Below are 15,212 nucleotides of genomic sequence, written 5' to 3'. Positions count from 1 at the left end.
ATCAGTGGTCGTGGCCCAGATCCCACGGCTCCCGGCCGACGTACTCGGCCGCCGCGCGGAAGACAGCGCTCTCGATCGCCATCCGTCGATGCGCGGCGTCGTCGTGACCGGGCGGAAGAAGGCGTTCGATGGGGATGCGGAAGAGGACGATCCTCCGCTGCTCACGGTCGAGATGCCAGCGCGGCACCTCGCCGTCGGCGTCGTACGACGGCAGCGCACCGATCTCGAACCGGACGTCCTGGAGCTCCGGCCACGTCCCGCGGAGGAACTCGACCGCGGTGCCCACGGTGAGATCGAAGCGATCGATGCGCCCGTCCAAAGGGGCGAGCGGAGGCTTGACGACCTCGCTGCGCCCGAGGCGCCCGTGTCGGCCGTGCCTGGCACCGCGGCGAGCGGTGGAGGCGGGGACGGAACGGCGACGGGGCATGTCGAAAAGTCTAGGCGCAGCGGCCGCTTCCGGCGCGGCACCGCCGCCACAGTCGGATGGGGTCGTACGCTGACGGAGATGGACGGACGACTGTGCTCGAAGGTCGGCTGCGCGCGTGAGGCCGTGGCCACCCTCACGTATGACTACGGCGACCAGATGGCCGCGCTCGGCCCGCTCGGCGCGGCGAACGATCCGCAGGCGCACGACCTCTGCGCGCCGCACGCCGACCGGCTCTCGGTCCCCGCGGGATGGCTCGTCGTCCGCCATGAGGCGCTGCGCGCATGAGCGTCGACCGCCACTGACCGGCGTAGCCGACGAGATCGTCAGACGCTCAGACGACGACCGGTCAGGCGCTCCGCACGCCGGTCCGCGTTGGCGAGCGCACGGCCTTCCCGCTCCCGCCGGAGAACGGTGACACCGACCAGGACGAGCTCCGGCGGCGCAGCCGGCAGGGGGGAGATGAAGGGCGCGGCCTCGGTGAGCAGGTCGCGGGCCACCCGCTCCCGCGCAGCCGGGAGCATGCGGGGAGCGCTCACGAGGAACTGCGAGATGCGCCGGGCGAGTCGGTCCGGAAGGCGCGCCACATCGGCCACCTGCGCCCACGCCGTCAGCTGCGGAGGCAGCACCGGTGTGAGCGTGACCAGCTTCGGAGTGCGCACACGCTGGCTGTACGTGCCGGCGACGAGGTCGCCGAGGCGCTGGGATCGTGCGGTGAAGGCGCCGACGAGCACCGCGAGGCCGCCGAAGGTGAGGTAGATCTCGAGGACGCCGAGCAGCGCGCGGATGAACGCGTGGCGGAATCCGGCCGCTCCGCCGTCCATCCGCACGATCCTGCCGCCGACGGCGAGCTTTCCGAGGCTGCGTCCCTTCAGCGCCACCTCCATCGTGATCGGCAGGACGACGAAGCTGAGGACGAGGGAGGCCACGAGGGCGATGCGGTCCGTGGCCGGGTCGAGCACGCCGATGTCGAGGAGCCAGATGCGCAGGAGGATCGATCCGAGGAAGACGGCATAGCCGAGCAGCATGTCGATGACGGCCCCGGCCGCCCGAAGGAGGAACCCCACGGGCTGGACGTCGATCGCGACCGCCTCCCCGGAGAGCACCTCGTCGGAGACGTCGATCTGCGCGGACATGAGTACAGTAAATCAGGTGGATGCCGATGCCCTCACCGATGCGCGCCGGTCCGAATGGGAACGGTTGGACACCCTCAGCCGCGCCCGTCTGGACGGCGCCGGGGTCGATGAGCTCATCGTGCGGTACCGCGCCGCCTCGGCCGATCTCGCGGAGCTCAAGACGTCGGTCGGGGAGTCGCCGCAAGGCGCCTACCTCTCCACGATCCTCGTGCGCGCGCGGCTCCGGCTCACGGGTGCTGCCGACAGCATCCTCACGCAGACGTCGCGGTTCTTCCGCCTCCAACTTCCCGCAGCCCTGTACCGGCTGCGGTGGACGACCCTCGTCATCGCCCTCGCCTTCGTGGCCGTCGCCGTCGGCACCGCGGCCTGGATCGCGAGCGACCCCGCCCTGGTCGCCACTCTGGGGCCGCCCGACACTCTTCAGCAATACGCCGACGAGAGCTTCACCGGGTACTACACGGAGAACCCCGCCGCGGTGTTCATGGGCATGGTCTGGACGAACAACGCCTGGATCGCGATGCAGTGCGTGCTGTTCGGCGTGACCGGGATCTGGCCCGTCTCCATGCTCGTGCAGAACGCCATGAGTCTCGGCACCTCGGGAGCGGTGATGGCCGTCCATGACAAGGCCGACCTCATGGTGCTGTACATCCTTCCGCACGGCATGCTCGAGATGACGTGCATCTTCGTCGCTGCGGCCGCCGGTCTGCACATGTTCTGGGCCTGGGTCGCACCCGGTCACCGCACCCGCGCGGAGGCGCTCGCGGAGGAGGGCAGGGCGCTGGCCACCGTCGCCCTCGGGCTCGTGTTCGCGCTCTTCCTCTCCGGACTCGTCGAGGGTTTCGTGACCGGATGGGCGCTGCCGTGGCCGATCAAGATCGGCATCGGGGCTGCGGCACTCGCCGTCTTCCTCATCTACATGCTCGTGGTCGGCCGACGCGCGTCTCGTCGCGGCGAGACGGGTGATCTCGTGGAGTACGAGTCCGGCACGCCGCGGCTCGTCGCCGGGTGAGGGTCGGCCTCCGCGGTCAGAGCCGCCCCGCCGCCTTGAGCTCGAGGTAGCGGTCGGCGATCCGCGGCGGAAGGTCTTCGGGATCCGCGGCGATGGCCTCGCCACCGGCCCGACGGATCGCGTCGGCGACGTTCTCGGCGTCCCGCAGCGTGCGCTCGGCGGCGGCGGCGAGGTAGACGTCCTCTCTGGACTGCCTGGCGCGGGCGAGGGCGGCGATGCCGTCGTCCGTCACCGAGCCGACCAGCACCGTCATGGCCCGGGAGGCGTCGGGGAAGGCGCCGAGGAAGCCGCGAGCCGATTCGGCGGCGTCTTGCGCCGTGAGGACGACGAGAAGGGAAGGGCGCGTGGTCAGCGTACGCACCGCTGCGAAGGCCGCATGCCAATCCGTGTCCACGAGTCGGGCGTGCACCGGAGCCATCGCATCGGTGATCGCGGGCAGGAGCGCAGCGCCGTCCACTCCGGTCACCCGTGCCCGGGTGACCCTGTCGTGCATGAGGAGGTGGACGTGATCCCCCGCCCGTGCGGCGAGCGCCGACAGCAGGAGCGCCGCCTCCAATGCCGCATCGAGCCGCGTGCCGTCACCGACCCTGGCGGCAGCCGTGCGCCCGGTGTCGACGATGAGGACCACATGCCGGTCCCGCTCGGGACGCCACGTGCGGAGCATCGTCGTACCCGCCCGCGCCGTCGCCCGCCAGTCGATGGAGCGGACGTCGTCCCCGCGGACGTACTCGCGCAGCGAGTCGAACTCGGTGCCCTGGCCGCGGACCTGGATGCTCGTGTTGCCGTCGAGCTCGCGCAGGCGCGCCAACCGGGAGGGCAGATGCTTGCGTGAGGTGAAGGCCGGGAGCACGCGGATCGCGCCGCGGACGGGGTGCTGCGCCTGTCGGCCCGCGAGCCCCAGGGGGCCTCGGGAACGGAGCGCGACGAAGGCACTGACGAGCTCGCCCCGGCGCCGCGGACGCAGGGGGATGTCCACCCGCCGTCGTTCGCCGGGCGGGATCCGCAGGTGCTGCCGCTCGGACGGCGCTCCCGCAGTGGGCTGCCAGGCGTCGCGGAGGAGGACGTCGAGCAGCCGGGCCCCGCGGTTCTCCACCGCCACGCTGACCGGGATCAGCTCGCCGAGGCGCGCGCGCGACGGGACACGGCGGGTGACGGTCGCCGCGCGCGGGTCCCCTGCGAAGACGAGATCGACGGCGACGAGGAGGGCGCAGAGACCCATCCACCCGCCCAGGACGGCGTAGGGCGGGAAGCCCGCCAGTCCGGCGAGGACCAGCGGCACGATGCCGACGGCGAGGGCGACGGCGAGACGGCCCGTGACGAACACCTAGATCGGCACCCGGGTCTGCTGGACCACCGACGTCAGTACGGCGTCGGCGGACACGCCCTCCATCTGGGCGTCGGGGCGGAGCTGGAGGCGATGCCGCCACACCGGCACGAGCATCGTCTGGACGTGGTCGGGGGTCACGGCGGTGGAGGCGTTCAGCCACGCCCAGGCCTTCGCCGCGGCGAGGAGGCCGGTCGAAGCGCGGGGGCTGGCGCCGAGCTCCACGGACGGCGACTGCCGCGTCGCCCGGGCCAGATCCACCACATAGCCGAGGACGTCGTCGGTCACGTCCACCCGGGCTGCGGCGCGCTGGGCGGCTCGGATCTCGTCGGCGCCGATCACAGCCTCCACTCCCGTGAGTTCGCGCGGGGAGAAGCCTTGCGCGTGGCGCCGGAGCACGGCCACCTCGGCATCGCGTTCCGGCATGCCGACCACGAGCTTCATCAGGAAGCGGTCGAGCTGGGCCTCCGGCAGCGAGTACGTCCCCTCGTGCTCGATCGGGTTCTGCGTCGCGGCGACGAGGAAGGGATCGGGCAGCGCGCGGCTCACACCGTCCGCCGAGACCTGGCGTTCCTCCATCGCCTCCAGGAGTGCCGCCTGTGTCTTCGGCGGTGTGCGGTTGATCTCGTCCGCCAGCAGGATGTGGGTGAAGACCGGTCCCGCGCGGAAGTCGAACTCCCCGGTCCGGGCGTCATAGACGAGAGACCCTGTGACGTCACCCGGCATCAGGTCGGGCGTGAACTGCACCCGCTTGGTGTCGAGGCCCAAGGCGCGTGCGAACGAGCGCACGACGAGGGTCTTCGCCACCCCCGGCACCCCTTCCAGCAGCACGTGGCCCCGTGCCAGGAGCGATACGAGGAGACCGGTGACGGTGCCGGCCTGGCCCACCACCGCTTTGTCGACCTCGCTGCGGACGTGGTGCATGGCCTGCCGCAGCGCGGCGTCGTCGGCGGGACTGTTCTCGTCGGTCACGGGGTCTCCTCGGCTTCGGTCGTGAAAGGGATGCGGGGTGGACGGATGCTCATCCGCGGCTCCCCGGGGACTGTGTGCTCGTCTCCACGGCTGTCTCCAGCTCGTCCAGGCGTCGGGCGAGGACGACGAGCGCGGCGTCATCGCCGGGCGGTGGCCCCGCCAGCAGGCTCTGCAGTGTGCCGCGGGGGATCCGGAGGCGATCGGCGGCGGCGTCGGCGATCTCGTCCGCGTCCGCATGCACGGCCAGCCCGAGACGTCGCGCGAGTCGTCTTCGGGTTCCTTCCCGGAGCGCTTCGGCGGCGTGCGGGGCGTCGGCGGCCCTGGCGGTGAGGCGGGCGCGTCCGTGCATGGTCTCCGACGCACGCACGGTGACGGGGAGCGTCTCGGCGACGAGCGGACCGAATCGCCGGCCTCGGGCGATCGCGACGGCAAGGCCGGCGGTGAGCAGCAGCAGGATCGCCGGCGTGACCCATTCGGGGGTGAGCGTGCCGAGGGTGTCGGGGGTGGCGGTCTCGATGTCGGTGTCCTCGAAGGACGGCACGTACCAGACGACCCGGTCGGTCTGCCCCAGAAGGGCGAGGGCGAGCGCGGCGTTGCCGTCTTCGGCGAGAGCCGCGTTGCTGAACAGCTTCACTCCCTCGACGACCGCGCGGTATCCGTTCCTCTCGTCGACGAGGACGGCCGCGGCGCCGTCTTCGCCGAAGCAGCCGGTGACGCCGTCGGCGGGGGCGAAGAGCCGATCGGGGCGGATCTCGCCGATCTCGGCGAAGGCGGGCACGGCGCACCCGGCTGATCGCGGCGACGCCGGGCCGGAGGCGTTCTCACCGATGGCGAGCTCGCTCAGCAGGTGTGTCCCCGTGGAGAGGAAGACGACACGGTCGGCCGGGGCGAGGATATCCGCCAGCGCGTCGTCCGAGAGGGCGTAGGGATTGGTCAGGGCGAGGGTGCTGTCCGCGTCGAGAGCGGCGACGGCTGCGGCCCGGGAGCGGACCACCTCCACCTCGACCCCCTGATCCCGCAGGATCTCGGCCAGGGCGAGGGCGCCGGTTCCCGAGCGGCTCTCCGGGTCGAGGGTGCCGCGCGCGCCGGGTCCGCTCGCCGCGAGCTGGGAGGCCGCGAGGGCGACCGCGATCACGAGTGCCGCGACGAGGAGCCATCCGAGGACGGAGGCGGTGCGACGCCGCGGACGCTCGGCGGTGCCGCCGGCAGCGACGTCGGGTGCGGTCGTCGTCATGCGGGCACCTCCTCGGGGCGGCGGGCACGGAGGCGCTCGTCGGTCGCAGCGAGGTGCCGGTAGTCGTCCTCGGTGGCCGGGTGCCGGAGATAGCGCACATCGTCGAAGCACGCGGCGGCGTGCCGGAGGGCGTCCGCCTCATCGGCGAACACCGCGCTCGCGGAGCGGGCGAGCGATTGCGCGGTCGCGCCGGGCGCCGGATCGATGAGGTCGCGCTCGAGCAGGTTGCGGGCGATCGCGCGATACCGGAGCACGACGGCGGTGTCCCAGTCCTCCTGGCGTGCGCTGCGCTCGGCATCGGCGCGGAGCTGTGCGGCGCTGCGGTCGTCGGCGGCACCGAGAAGGTCGCCGGGCGTGCGCCGGATCGTCCGGGAGCGACGGGGGCGTCCCCAGACGATCAACGCGGTGACCAGGGCCGCGGCGATGAGGATCGTGACGACGATGAGCGCGGTCGGGCCGACGTTCGCCCCGTTGTCTCCGCTGAAGAGATCGGTGAGGAAGCGCATCACATCGCGGGCGAGCAGATCGAACCAGGTGGGCTTGGCGTCCGCGTACCGCGGGTTGGACAGCTCCTCCTCGGCCCAGCGTCGTGCTTCGTCCCCGTCCGGGACGAAGACGTCGTCGAAGCGCCGCATCATGGCTGCGGGGCGCTGCCCGGAGCCGTCCATCCGCCGCCTGCCTCGGCGGGGGGTGAGGCCGGAGGCGCCGGTGCGGGCGGGGGCGGCGGGGCGAACGAGGGGGGAGCGGGAGGCACCGTCTGCGCACCCGGCGCCGGATACCCGGGAGCCCCGTATCCGGGAGCACCGTACCCGGGGGTGCCGTACCCGGGGGCACCGTATGCCTGCGTCATCATGACGTGCTCCGGCACCTGGCGCGGCGGGGGAGCGCTGGTGACGGCCCGCGAGGGATCGACCGCGAAGGGATCGCCGAGCTGCTCCTCGGGGATGCCGAGGTCTCGGCGCTCGACATGGGAGAGGAGGGCCTGGTCGAGACCCTCGTAGCGCATCCGGCAGTCGAGATAGACGAGGACGCCGCCGGTGCTCTGCACGACGATGGCGATCGCCTGCAGGATCAAGAGGAGCACCTGCGGGGCGAGGAGGGCGAAGACGTACCCGACGACCGCGCTCGGCTCACTGGCTCCGGTCGGCGCGATGACGGTGCCGAGGAACGAGGAGAGCATGGCGGTCGGGAAGCTGACCACCTGCATCGCCAGGCCCATGATCAGGCTGATGAGGAAGGTCACGCCGAACGCGACCCAGAAGCGGCCGCGGGTCAGGCGCCAGGACCGCACGAACGCCCCCCGGAATCGCGCGCGCTCCAGCACGAGGATCGAGGGGACGAGCAGCAGCTTCGTCGACAGCCACACCGTGAGCGGGATCGCGGCCAGGCCCAGGAGGACCACGACGAGCACGACGATGCCGATCATCTCGGGGGTGCCGCCGAGGCCGCCGGCGATGAGCGCGCCGATGACACCCGCGACGATCGCGAGGCCGCCGAAGAGGGCGAGCACCGAGAGGGACGCGAAACCGGCGAGCCGCCAGAACGCCGGGAGCATCCGACGCCACAGCATGCGCAGCGTCGCCTTGACGCCGACCGTGGCATAGCCGACCTCGGCGGCCACGACGCCCTGCATGAGAGCGGTGAAGGCGATGGATGCGAGCCCGACGAGGAGCCCGGCGAGGAGGTTGATGGCGATCGTGCCGGCGAACACGGCCTCGAAGTCGGGGGAGGAGGGGGAGACCGTCTCCAAGCGGGAGAACGTCGTGAACAGGACGACGCCCATCACCCCGGCGGTGGCGATGACGACGATGAGCTGGATGACGACGGCGAACCCGAACAGGACCTTGGGGTTGTGCCGCAGCGCCGCGAAGGCCTTGCCCAGCAGCATGCCGAAGGTCAGCGGGTGAAGGGGGATGATGCCCTTCCGGGGAGCTGGGGTCCACGTCTGGCCGCTCACGGGCCTCCCTCCGTCGTGCGCTCCCATCGTGTCATATCCTCGCGCTGAGGCGCAGACCTGCGGAGGGCGGGACTCGGTGCCATAAGGTAACAGTTATGACCTCACGCATCCTTGTGGTCGACGACGACACCGCGCTCGCCGAGATGATCGGCATCGTGCTGCGCACGGAGGGATTCGAGCCGGTGTTCTGCGCGGACGGCGCACGCGCCGTCGACGAGTGGCGCGCGCAGCGTCCCGACCTGGTGCTCCTCGACCTGATGCTCCCCGGTATGGACGGCATCGAGATCTGCACGCGGATCCGCGCCGAGTCGGGGGTGCCGATCATCATGCTGACGGCACGCAGCGACACGGCCGACGTGGTGCGCGGTCTCGAGGTCGGGGCCGACGACTACATGGTCAAGCCGTTTAATCCCAAGGAGCTCGTGGCGCGCATCCGCACCCGGCTGCGGCCGACGCCGCAGGCCTCCAGCGAGCAGCTGCGGATCGGCGACCTCACCGTCGACGTGGACGCACACGAGGTGCGCCGCGGGACGACGCCGATCGCCCTCACGCCGCTGGAGTTCCAGCTCCTCGTGGCCCTCGCCTCCAAGCCCCAGCAGGTGTTCTCCCGGGAGATGCTCCTCGAGCAGGTTTGGGGGTACCACTACAAGGCGGACACCCGGCTCGTGAACGTGCACGTGCAGCGTCTGCGGGCGAAGGTGGAGCTCGACCCGGACAACCCCAAGATCGTCATGACGGTCCGCGGCGTGGGCTACCGCGCCGGCAGCGTCACCTAGGGACCCCATGGCCGCGACGACAGCGACCACGGCCGTCGCCGTCCTCCGCGACTGGCGCGGTTGGCCGGACGTGCTGGCGGCGCTGTGGCGACGGTCGCTCCGGTTCCGCACCCTCGCGATCACCCTGATCGCCACGTCGTTGGCGATCTTCATCACGTGCGTCACGATGGCGCTCGTCATCCAGAACGACCTCTTCGTGTCCCGGAAGAACGTCGCGCTGGAGGACGCACGGCGAGCGGTGGACCAGGCACAGTCGCTCCTGGACGTGGCGGAGGTGGGCGACGATCCCGCCGCTCTGACCGATCTGTGGAACGGCATTCCCGACACCCTCTCCCGGACGTCGAGTGCCGACCTGCTCGCCGGCTTCAAGATCCAGGACGGCTCGGGGGCGGTCCGGCTCAACGGGTTCACCGCCGGCCTCACGCCGGATCTGCTGAGCCCCGAGCTGCAGGCCAGGGTTCGCGAGTTCGACGACCGTCAGGCCTGGCAGTCCGTCGCCCTGCCCACGGAGGACGGCGGCGTGGTGCCGGGCATCGTCGTGGGGCAGCAGCTCCAGGTGCCGCAGGCCGGATCCTTCGAGATCTACTTCGCCTACGACCTCGCCGACGCCGACCAGACCCTCGTCTTCGTGCAACGCACCCTGTGGATCGCCGGGATCGGGCTGGTGGCCATCGTCGCGGCCATCTCCTGGATCGTGCTGCGGACGGTGTCCACCCCGATCGTCCAGGCGGCGGAGACGAGCGCGCGGCTCGCGGCGGGCGACCTCGGGGTGCGGCTGGAGGTGCACGGCGAGGACGAGCTCGCGACCCTCGGCCGCTCGTTCAATGCGATGGCCGACAGCATCGAGGCGCAGATCAAGGAGCTCGGCGAGCTGTCCATGGTCCAGCAGCGCTTCGTGTCCGACGTGTCGCACGAGTTGAGGACCCCGCTGACGACGATCCGTCTCGCCGCCGACATGCTCAACGACCAGCGCGACGAGTTCGACCCCACGACCGCACGCACCGCCGAGCTCCTGCACGCGCAGGTGCAGCGGTTCGACACGCTGCTGGCCGACCTGCTGGAGATCAGCCGCTACGACGCGGGGTCCGTGCAGCTCGAGCTGGAGGCGACGAGTCTCGCGCAGCTCGCCGAGGACGTCATCGAGCAGATGCGGCCGCTCGCGGAAGGACACGGCACGGAGGTCCGTCTGGTGGCGCCGGGGGGCTACTCGCCGGTGGACATGGACCCACGCCGCGTGCGGCGGGTGCTGCGCAATCTCATCGGCAACGCGATCGAGCACGGAGAGGGACGCCCGGTCGTCGTCACGGTGGACAGCAACCAGCACGCGGTGGCGGCGGGTGTCCGCGACTTCGGGCTCGGCATGGACCCCGGGGACGCGGAACGGGTGTTCGATCGTTTCTGGCGGGCCGATCCGTCGCGTCAGCGCACCATCGGCGGCACGGGGCTCGGTCTGTCGATCGCCCTCGGCGACGCCACGCTGCACGGCGGGACCCTGGCGGTCTGGTCGGAGCTCGGCGTCGGCTCGCACTTCGTGCTCACCATCCCGCGCCACGACGGAGTGCTGGACGGTCCGAGCCCGATCCCGGTGGAGCCGCAGGAGCCGCTCGCCGAACTCGGCGATGCCACGCAGCCGATCTCCATCGCCGAGGCCTACTCCGATCTGCTCGACGGGAAGGATCAGTCATGAGCACGCGCGTGAGGAGTCGATTCGTCCGCGGCGCCGCTCTGGCTTTGGCCGCGCTCCTGCTTCCCGCGTGCGCCGGGCTGCCGACGAGCGGAGACGTCGCCGTCGGGCTGGAGCTGGGGGAGTCGCCTGACGACGTCGATGTGCTCCCGGTGGCCTCCGGTCCCGTGGCGGGGGCGGGGCCGGAGGAGATCGTGGAGGGGTTCCTCGAAGCCGGCATCACCACCTCCGACAACTGGGCGACGGCGCGGGAGTTCCTGGCCCCGCCGCTGCAGCGCAGCTGGCGGCCTTCGGCGGGGGTTTCCATCGACGCCGGACCCGAAGCCCGCACGTTCACCTCCGACCTCGCAGACGACCAGATCGAGGACGCCGAGGAGGCCGAGGTCCAGGTCCTGCTCGAACTGGTCGCGAGCGTCGACGACTCCGGGGCGTACAGCGGCGCCCCCGGCGATTCGAGCGTGCCGTTCGCTCTCGCCCGTGGCGAGGACGGCGAGTGGCGGATCACCGAGGCACCGGACGGCGTGGTGATCGACCAGAGCAGGTTCCCGAACGTGTTCGAGGGATACTCGCTGCAGTGGTTCGACGCGCGCTGGTCGCGGCTGGTCCCGGACATGCGATGGTTCCCGCGGCGCCAGAGTCCGGCGACGACCGTCACGCAGGCACTCGTCAGCGGCACGCCGGCGGAGTGGCTCGATCCGGCTGTGCAGACGGCTTTCCCCGCAGACGTCCAGCTGGCCCAGGACGCGGTGCTGATCACGGGGCAGGCGGCGGAGGTGGCGTTGACGCGCCCCGCGGCGAGCCTGGACGACACCACTCTGGCCCGGATGCGCACACAGCTGCAGGCCACCCTGAAGGCCGCGGGGGTGAACGTCACCCAGGTGCGTTTCAGCGTCGACGGCAGAGCGCTCGATGCGGGCGTCGTCGACGTCGTGGCCACCACGCCGGAACCGGGGACGCTCGTGCTGGAGGACGGCAGGTTCGGTCGCATCGTCGGTGACGAGATCGCATCGATCCCCGGGATCAGTGCGCAGATCCAGGCTGTTCCGCAGCCGATCTCGGCGATCGACGTGGCCGCGGACGATGCGACCGCCGCGCTGCAGCTGGACGACGGCCACGTGTACCTGGCGACCGAGGATGCCCGCAACGAGCTGGATGCCCGCCCGGGTCTCGTGCAGCCGTCCCTCGATCCGTATGGCTACGTGTGGTCGGTGCCCGCGGGGGCGCCACAGGCACTGCTCGCGGTCGGCCCGGACGTCATCGGGCACGAGGTCGCCGGCGCGTGGCCGAATGCCTCGGCCATCTCCGACATCCGCGTCGCCGCCGACGGCGCCAGGATCGCAGCGGTGGTGCGCGTCGGCGGCCAGCTCTGGGTCGTCGTCGCGGCGATCGTCCGGGACGGCGCAGGGGTCCCCACAGAGCTCGGAGAGGTGCGGCAGCTGATCCAGCTCACCGAGCCGTCGACCGGGCTCGTCTGGCTGGGACCCGATCGCCTTGCCGTGCTCACGGACTCCACGACGCCCCGGCTGATCGTGCAGCCGGTCGGCGGACCGGCATCGGCGGAGAGCGCGCCCAGCGATGCCGCGTCCATCGCCGGTGCCAGGACTCCTGCGGGCGTGCGCATCCTGGACACCACGGGGCAGTTGTTCGCGCACGCCGGTTCGGCGTGGCGGGAGATCGCCGAAGGCGTCTCCGTCCTCGCCACACGCGCCGGCGAATGACCGTTCCTGCACGGAACGGGATCCCCCTGGACCAATCTCACCGCTGGCACGGGATGACACGCGAGCACGTCTCCGGCGGCAGGATCTCGGCATGGGGATCACGACACGGATCGGCGCGCTCGCCGCGGAGACCGGGGCGTTGCTGCTCGCGGCGAGCTGCGCGGGGTGCGAGCAGCCCGGAACCATGCTGTGCGACCCCTGCCTGGGCGCTCTCGCTCCCGTTCCGCGGGAGGTGCGGACCCCTGACGGGCTGCGTGTCCAGGCTGCCCTCGTCTTGGACGGCCCCGCCGCTTCCTGCATCCGGCGGCTGAAGGGCGCGGGGGAGACCGTGCTGGCCCGGCCGCTGGGTGTCGCACTCGCCGCCGTGCTCCTGCCCGCCCTCGTGCCGGGGGCGTGGGTGATCCCCGTCCCCACCTCCCGGGCCGCGTTCCGCCGGCGCGGCTACCGGGTGCCCGAGCTCCTGGTGCGGCGCGCCGGCGCGGAGCCGCAACGCGTCCTCGCGCTCACCCGGCGCGTGCGGGATCAGCGGGAGCTGCCTGCTGCGGCGAGGTCCGACAACGTCCGCGGGGCGATGCGCGCGCGCCGACAGGGGCACGGTGCGTCTGCGGTCCTGGTCGACGACGTCGTGACCACGGGGGCCACGCTCGACGAGTCCACGCGAGCCCTCACCGCCGCAGGATTCGTCGTCATCGGCGCCGTCGCGCTCGCCGCCACGCCGTCGCCGACCGGATCCGGATGAGGTTCATCGGAGACTCACCGGAGACACAGGGTCTCAGGCCGTGACATCCGCGGCGGGTCGGACTACGGTGGGGTGTCACAAGGCGACCACGGTCCGCCCTTGGCCGGGTGGACCGGGACAAGGAGGCAGCAATGGAAACGAGCATCGTGGGCGTCGGAGTGGGCATCACCGATCGCTTCCGCACCGTCGTCGAAGAGAAGATCGCCAAGATCCAGACCCTCGCCGCCAAGGCGCAACGTCTGGATGTGAAGGTCACGCACCGGGTCTACCGCAACGGTCGCATCCCGGACGAGACGGTCGAGCTGACGCTGGTCGGGAAGGGGCCCGTGGTCCGTGCCGAGGCGGTCGACGGAGACAAGTTCGTGGCGCTCGATCTCGCGATCGACAAGATGACCGAGCAGCTGCGCCGCGCGAAGGAGAAGCGCGTCGACGGACGGCAGCACCCCCGTGGCCCGCACTTCGAGAAGGGCAGCGGATCGCTCGAAGGCATCGACGTGCAGCCGGCCTCCGCCGAGGTGCTGCATGCCGTGGCGACGGGCAGCATCCCGGTGCAGACCGAGGAGGAAGAGGACTACTCCCCGGTGGTCATCCGCACGAAGAGCTTCGAGGCGGAGTGGATGACAGTGGAAGAGGCCGTCGACCGGATGGAGCTCGTCGGTCACGACTTCTTCCTCTTCGTCGATGCGCGGACCGATCACCCGAGCGTGGTCTACCGCCGCAAGGGCTGGGACTACGGTGTCATCGCCCTCAGCACGCAGGCTCCGCCCGCCGAGGCGCTCGCCTCCTGACAGGACCGAGAACGGCCCGATCCCCGCGGGGATCGGGCCGTTCTCGCGTGGAGGGGCGTCAGTCGAAGATGCCGTCGAGGATGCTGCCGATGACGAGCCCGCCGAGGATTCCGGAGGCGAGATCGCCGCCGCCCATGCCGCCGCCGCGACGAGGACCGCCACCCCAGCCGCCGCCGCCCCAGTCCTGGTCCTGCGGGCGGGAGGAGTCGATGTCGCGCTGTGCCAGCTGGAGAGCCTCTGCGGCGAGGTGAGCCACCCTGCGGGCCTGGGCCAGTGCCGCTTCGCGGGTCTCCTCGGCGGGCAGCAGAGCCGGCAGGTCGACCCGGAGCCGCTCAGCCTCCGCCAGCCGTGTGCGGGCGTCGGCGCCGATCCATCCGCGGTGGCCGGCGATGAGCCCGCGGGCGACACCCAGCTGGCGGTCGGCGTCGTCCATCGCGTGCTGCACCTGCGCGATGGACGGCAGGGGGTTCTCTGCGCGGTGTCGCGCGGTGGCGATGGCGTGGTCGAGGCCCGCGTTCGCTTCGCGCAGCTGCGAGAGCTCGGCGAACGGGTCGTTGGGCTGGCCCGAGGGAGTGAGCGCGGCCAGAGCCGCCTGCAGACGGGCGACGGCTTCCGCCACCGCGGGCGTGGAGGGAGCGGTCCGCGCCGCGATGAGGTCGTTGCGGGAATCGGCGATCACCTCGGCGAGGGTCGATTCGGCGCGCAGCGCCTCGATCTCGAAGTCCTCCACGGCATCGAGCAGGGCGCCCGCGCGACGCGTCGCCTCGGTGGCCGTCTCCAATGCGAGGTTGGCCTCCTCGTTCTGCTTCGCGGCACGGCGGCGCTCCGAGATGTCGGCGCTGTGGGTGGCGAAGCGGATCAACTGCTCCGCCTCGGCGGCGCTCGCGGTGATCTGGTGCATGGCGGAGTCGGAGTAGCGGGCGGACAGCCGGGACACGGTCTCGTCCGTCTGCGGGATGCGGGCGCTCAGCGCCTCCGCGTCCGCGCGTACCTGCGCGATGATCTCGGGCGCGCGCCGCACCTTCGCGACGGACTCCGCGAGCACGGTGGTCTTCTCGTCGAGCAGGTCCTGGGCCCAGTCGCAGAGCTGCAGGATCCGCGCGTTCCGCGTGCGCAACTCCTCGTCGGTGTCCGGGATCTCGTCGTGGTTGAGCTGGTGGAGCTGGAAGGCCTCCCGCAGGTGCGTCCGCACCGACAGCAGCGCGGCCTTGAGGTCGGCGGTGAGGGACTCGCCGAGCTCGGCCTCCGCGAAGACGAGCTCGTCGGAGGTGGTGCGGATGCGCTCGTCGGCGGCGACGAGTGCCTGCTCCGCACGCCGGGCGAGGTCCGCGTCCTGCGCGGCGAGTTCTTCCTGTTCGCGTTTGCGTCTGCCCCAAAATCCAGCCATGTGCCGATCCTAGTTTCCCGGGCGCGTGCGCGGGCTGAGCATCCGCTCCAGGCGAACGGCGGGC

The 15,212-nt window shown here is 71.7% G+C and carries 15 protein-coding genes; 7 read left to right on the top strand and 8 right to left on the bottom strand.

Annotated elements, in window-relative coordinates; translation table 11 throughout:
- Nucleotide 1 precedes the first annotated feature (1 nt).
- On the bottom strand, nt 2-427 hold the full coding sequence (locus tag DW296_RS02800) for a hypothetical protein (protein ID WP_240742964.1): 426 nt from the start codon (nt 425-427) through the stop codon (nt 2-4).
- Nucleotides 428-505: 78 nt separating this feature from the next.
- Here DW296_RS02800 and DW296_RS02795 point away from each other — a divergent pair, with 78 nt between their 5' ends.
- Entirely contained in the window at nt 506-712 is a 207-nt protein-coding gene (locus DW296_RS02795) for a DUF3499 family protein (protein ID WP_025103036.1), read from the top strand.
- A gap of 38 nt (nt 713-750) precedes the next feature.
- Here the strand turns inward: DW296_RS02795 and DW296_RS02790 are convergent, their stop codons facing one another.
- Nucleotides 751-1,560 carry an RDD family protein gene (locus DW296_RS02790; protein ID WP_136050998.1) on the bottom strand — a complete coding sequence of 270 codons (810 nt, stop codon included), beginning with the start codon at nt 1,558-1,560 and terminating at the stop codon, nt 751-753.
- Between the two features lie 16 nt (nt 1,561-1,576).
- Between DW296_RS02790 and DW296_RS02785 the strand changes: the two genes are divergently transcribed.
- A complete protein-coding gene (locus DW296_RS02785) occupies nt 1,577-2,569 on the top strand; it encodes a stage II sporulation protein M (RefSeq protein WP_136050997.1) in 993 nt (330 codons plus the stop codon).
- A 16-nt stretch (nt 2,570-2,585) separates the two neighbouring features.
- Here DW296_RS02785 and DW296_RS02780 read toward each other — a convergent pair whose 3' ends face one another.
- The 5 genes from DW296_RS02780 to DW296_RS02760 all read right to left on the bottom strand — a co-directional run bounded on the left by DW296_RS02780 (nt 2,586) and on the right by DW296_RS02760 (nt 8,056).
- Nucleotides 2,586-3,893: a DUF58 domain-containing protein gene (locus DW296_RS02780; protein ID WP_136050996.1), complete on the bottom strand. Its 1,308-nt coding sequence runs from the start codon at nt 3,891-3,893 to the stop codon at nt 2,586-2,588.
- Nucleotides 3,894-4,817, bottom strand: coding sequence for an AAA family ATPase (locus DW296_RS02775; protein WP_240742966.1), 924 nt, complete (start codon nt 4,815-4,817; stop codon nt 3,894-3,896).
- A gap of 97 nt (nt 4,818-4,914) precedes the next feature.
- On the bottom strand, nt 4,915-6,099 hold the full coding sequence (locus DW296_RS02770; RefSeq protein WP_136050994.1) for a DUF4350 domain-containing protein: 1,185 nt from the start codon (nt 6,097-6,099) through the stop codon (nt 4,915-4,917).
- Nucleotides 6,096-6,767, bottom strand: coding sequence for a DUF4129 domain-containing protein (locus DW296_RS02765; RefSeq protein ID WP_136050993.1), 672 nt, complete (start codon nt 6,765-6,767; stop codon nt 6,096-6,098). The genes DW296_RS02770 and DW296_RS02765 overlap by 4 nt, the downstream gene beginning before the upstream one ends.
- Nucleotides 6,734-8,056, bottom strand: a complete 1,323-nt coding sequence (locus DW296_RS02760; RefSeq protein WP_240742963.1) for a hypothetical protein — start codon at nt 8,054-8,056, stop codon at nt 6,734-6,736. Before DW296_RS02760 ends, DW296_RS02765 begins: the two co-directional genes overlap by 34 nt.
- A 95-nt stretch (nt 8,057-8,151) precedes the next feature.
- Between DW296_RS02760 and mtrA the strand changes: the two genes are divergently transcribed.
- From mtrA to hpf, 5 genes are all read left to right on the top strand, one after another.
- Nucleotides 8,152-8,832 carry an MtrAB system response regulator MtrA gene (mtrA, locus tag DW296_RS02755; RefSeq protein ID WP_025103044.1) on the top strand — a complete coding sequence of 227 codons (681 nt, stop codon included), beginning with the start codon at nt 8,152-8,154 and terminating at the stop codon, nt 8,830-8,832.
- 7 nt (nt 8,833-8,839) lie between these two features.
- A complete protein-coding gene (gene mtrB, locus DW296_RS02750; protein ID WP_136050992.1) occupies nt 8,840-10,519 on the top strand; it encodes an MtrAB system histidine kinase MtrB in 1,680 nt (559 codons plus the stop codon).
- Complete coding sequence (locus tag DW296_RS02745) at nt 10,516-12,234, top strand: LpqB family beta-propeller domain-containing protein (protein ID WP_136050991.1); 1,719 nt, start codon at nt 10,516-10,518, stop codon at nt 12,232-12,234. The genes mtrB and DW296_RS02745 overlap by 4 nt, the downstream gene beginning before the upstream one ends.
- Before the next feature lie 91 nt (nt 12,235-12,325).
- Nucleotides 12,326-12,973 (top strand): ComF family protein, encoded by a 648-nt coding sequence (locus DW296_RS02740; RefSeq protein WP_136050990.1) that lies wholly within the window; start codon nt 12,326-12,328, stop codon nt 12,971-12,973.
- 131 nt (nt 12,974-13,104) lie between these two features.
- The gene (hpf, locus tag DW296_RS02735; RefSeq protein WP_136050989.1) at nt 13,105-13,761 is read left to right on the top strand and encodes a ribosome hibernation-promoting factor, HPF/YfiA family; all 657 of its coding nucleotides are present in this window, start codon (nt 13,105-13,107) and stop codon (nt 13,759-13,761) included.
- A gap of 58 nt (nt 13,762-13,819) precedes the next feature.
- On the opposite strand, the gene DW296_RS02730 is transcribed toward hpf, so the two are convergent.
- Nucleotides 13,820-15,148, bottom strand: a complete 1,329-nt coding sequence (locus DW296_RS02730) for a hypothetical protein (protein ID WP_136050988.1) — start codon at nt 15,146-15,148, stop codon at nt 13,820-13,822.
- Nucleotides 15,149-15,212: the final 64 nt, after the last annotated feature.

Origin of the sequence: Microbacterium sp. K36, from assembly GCF_004794355.1 — a bacterium.
GTDB classification, from domain to species: Bacteria; Actinomycetota; Actinomycetes; order Actinomycetales; family Microbacteriaceae; genus Microbacterium; species Microbacterium paraoxydans_D.
The sequence above is the reverse complement of the archived record's forward strand: the minus strand, read 5'-3'. Positions and strand labels throughout refer to the sequence as shown.